Origin of the sequence: Photorhabdus temperata (genome assembly GCF_025384845.1) — a bacterium.
Taxonomy (GTDB): domain Bacteria; phylum Pseudomonadota; class Gammaproteobacteria; order Enterobacterales; family Enterobacteriaceae; genus Photorhabdus; species Photorhabdus temperata.
The window spans coordinates 1-3,409 of record NZ_JAJAFX010000130.1; the positions used below are offsets into that span (position 1 = coordinate 1).

A 3,409-nucleotide genomic window follows, 5' to 3' on the forward strand; every position below is an offset into this window, starting at 1 on the left:
ATCTATAATGAAAACAATTCTCCGAAAGGCAAACAATGGTATTTTTATTCGAAAAATGGCAATAAAACGGCGGATTATAATGGTGGAACGCAATATATAGATGTAGGGACCAGTAACAGAGATTTTTATTATAATCTCCAGCAGATTGATGTAATTAGTGGTCCTGGTAGATATTGGTCGGATTATAAAATATCCAACCCGATTAAGATCAATACGGGCATTGATAGTGCTAAAGTAAAAATCACCGTAAAAGCGGGTGGCTCTGATCAAATTTTTACTGCCAATAATCGTACTTATGTTCCTCAGCAACCGGCACCTAGTTTTGAGGAGATGATTTATCAGTTCAATAATCTCACAATAGATTGTAAGAATTTAAATTTCATCGATAATCAGGCCCATATTGAGATTGATTTCACCGCTACGGCACAAGATGGTCGATCCTTGGGTTCAGAAACTTTTATTATCCTGGTAACTAAAAAAGTTCTCGGTATTGAGAATGTGATTACGTTATATAGCGAAAATAACGGTGTTCAATATATGCAAATTGGCGCATATCGTACCCGTTTGAATACCTTATTCGCTCAACAGTTGGTTAGCCGTGCTAATCGTGGCATTGATGCAGTACTCAGTATGGAAACCCAGAATATTCAGGAACCGCAATTAGGAGCGGGTACATATGTGCAGCTTGTTCTGGATAAATATGATGAGGCCATTCATGGCACTAATAAGAGCTTCGCTATCGAATACACTGATATATTTAAAGATGGCGATAATTTTGTTATTTATCAGGGAGAATTAAGTGAAACCAGTCAAACCACTGTGGAAGTTTTTCTCCCCTATTTTATAGAAGCGTATGGAAATAAGAACCACTTGTGGGTACGTGCCAAATACCAAAAGGTAACGACTGATAAGATCTTATTTGATCGTACTGATGAGAAAGATCCACACGGTTGGTCTCTCAGCAACGATCATAAGACCTTTAGTGGCCTCTCTTCCGCACAGGCATTAAAGAACGATAGTGAACCGATGGATTTTTCTGGCGCTAATGCCCTCTATTTCTGGGAACTGTTCTATTACACGCCGATGATGATGGCTCATCGTTTGTTGCAGGAACAGAATTTTGATGTTGCGAACCATTGGTTCCGTTATGTCTGGAGTCCGTCCGGTTATATTGTTGATGGTAAAATTGCTATCTACCACTGGAACGTGCGACCGTTGGAAGAAGACACCAGTTGGAATGCACAACAACTGGACTCCACCGATCCGGATGCTGTTGCTCAGGATGATCCGATGCACTACAAAGTGGCTACCTTTATGGCGACTTTGGATCTGCTAATAGCCCGTGGTGATGCGGCTTATCGTCAGTTAGAGCGTGATACGTTAGCTGAGGCTAAAATGTGGTATACACAGGCGCTTAATCTGTTGGGTGACGCGCCACAAGTGATGTTAAGTACGACTTGGGCTAATCCAACATTGGATAATGCTGCTTCAAAAACCACACAGCAGATCCGTCACCAGACGCTGACCCGGTTGCGTTTGAATAGTGCGGTACAAACTCCACTGCCGGAAACTGCTAACTTCCTGACGGTTTTGTTCCTGCCACAGGAAAATAGCAAGCTCAGAGGTTATTGGCGAACACTGGATCAACGTATGTTTAATCTTCGTCATAATTTGTCAATTGATGGTCAACCGCTCTCTTTGCCACTGTATGCCAAACCGGTTGATCCAAAAGCTTTACTAAGTGCGGCAGTGTCTTCCTCTCAAGGGGGAACTGATTTACCGAAGCCATCTCTCACTATTCACCGTTTTCCACAAATATTGGAGGGGGCACGAGGCTTGGTTAACCAGCTGATGCAGTTTGGCAGTTCGCTACTGGGATACAGTGAACGTCAGGATGCGGAAGCTATGAGCCAACTGCTACAAACCCAGGCCAGTGAGCTGATACTGACCAGCATTCATATGCAGGATAACCAATTGGCGGAGCTGGATTCGGAAAAAACAGCTCTTCAAGTTTCTCTAGCAGGAGCGCAACAGCGGTTTGACAGCTACAGCCAACTCTATGAGGAGAATATTAACGCTGGTGAACAACGGGCTATGGCGTTACGTTCAGAATCTGCTGTTGAGTCTCAGGGGGCGCAGATTTCCCGTATGGTTGGCGCAGGTGTTGATATGGCACCTAATATCTTCGGCTTAGCTGACGGTGGCATGCATTATGGTGCGATTGCCTATGCCATAGCTGACGGTATTGAGTTGAGTGCTTCCGCTAAGATGGTTGATGCGGAAAAAGTTGCGCAGTCGGAAGTGTATCGCCGTCGCCGTCAGGAATGGAAAATTCAGCGTGACAATGCACAGGCTGAGATTAATCAGTTAAATGCGCAACTGGAGTCACTGTCTATTCGCCGTGAAGCGGCTGAAATGCAAAAAGAGTACCTGAAAACCCAACAAACTCAGGCCCAAGCACAATTAACCTTCTTACAAAGTAAGTTCAGTAATCAGGCGCTGTATAGCTGGCTACGAGGACGTTTATCAAGCATTTACTTCCAGTTTTACGATTTGGCTGTGTCACGTTGTTTGATGGCGGAGCAATCCTACCAATGGGAAATTAATGATGATGCCGTTCGGTTTATCAAACCGGGTGCATGGCAAGGAACTTACGCTGGCTTATTGTGTGGAGAAGCTTTGATCCAAAATTTGGCACAGATGGAAGAGGCGTACTTGAAATGGGAATCTCGTGCTTTGGAAGTGGAACGTACTGTTTCATTGGCAGAGGTTTATGGTTCGCTGGGGGATAAGGATCGTTTCAATCTGGCAGAACAAATACCCGCATTACTGGATAAGAATGAAGGTACGGCAGGAACCAAAGAAAATGGTTTGTCATTGGCTAATACTATTTTGTCAGCTTGGGTCAAATTGTCTGATTTGAAATTGAAAACAGATTATCCGGACAGTATCGTTGGTAGCAACAAAGTTCGTCGGATCAAGCAAATCAGTGTCTCATTGCCTGCATTGGTTGGGCCTTATCAGGATATTCAGGCTATGCTCAGTTATGGCGGTAGGACTCAGTTGCCGAAAGGCTGCTCAGCATTGGCCGTGTCTCATGGTACCAATGATAGCGGTCAGTTCCAGTTGGATTTCAATGACGGCAAATATCTGCCATTTGAAGGTATTGCTCTTGATGATGATGGCACATTAAACCTCCGATTCCCGAATGCCACCGACAAGCAGAAAACAATATTACAAACCATGAGCGATATTATTTTGCACATTCGTTATACTATTCGCTAATTAATTTCGAGATTATATAATATAGGCTCTCCTTTGGGAGAGCCTGGCAGAAGCAATTTAAATTACAGTCTCAAGATAATTTTTTAAATTAATTTAAGGTTTTCTATATTATTTAATATAATTT

At 43.2% G+C, this 3,409-nt stretch carries 1 pseudogene; it reads left to right on the forward strand.

The features are described from left to right. Nucleotides 1–3,285 (forward strand): annotated as a pseudogene (gene tcbA, locus LGZ99_RS23740) (insecticidal toxin complex protein TcbA); the annotation flags it as partial. Between the last annotated feature and the right edge of the window lie 124 nt (nucleotides 3,286–3,409).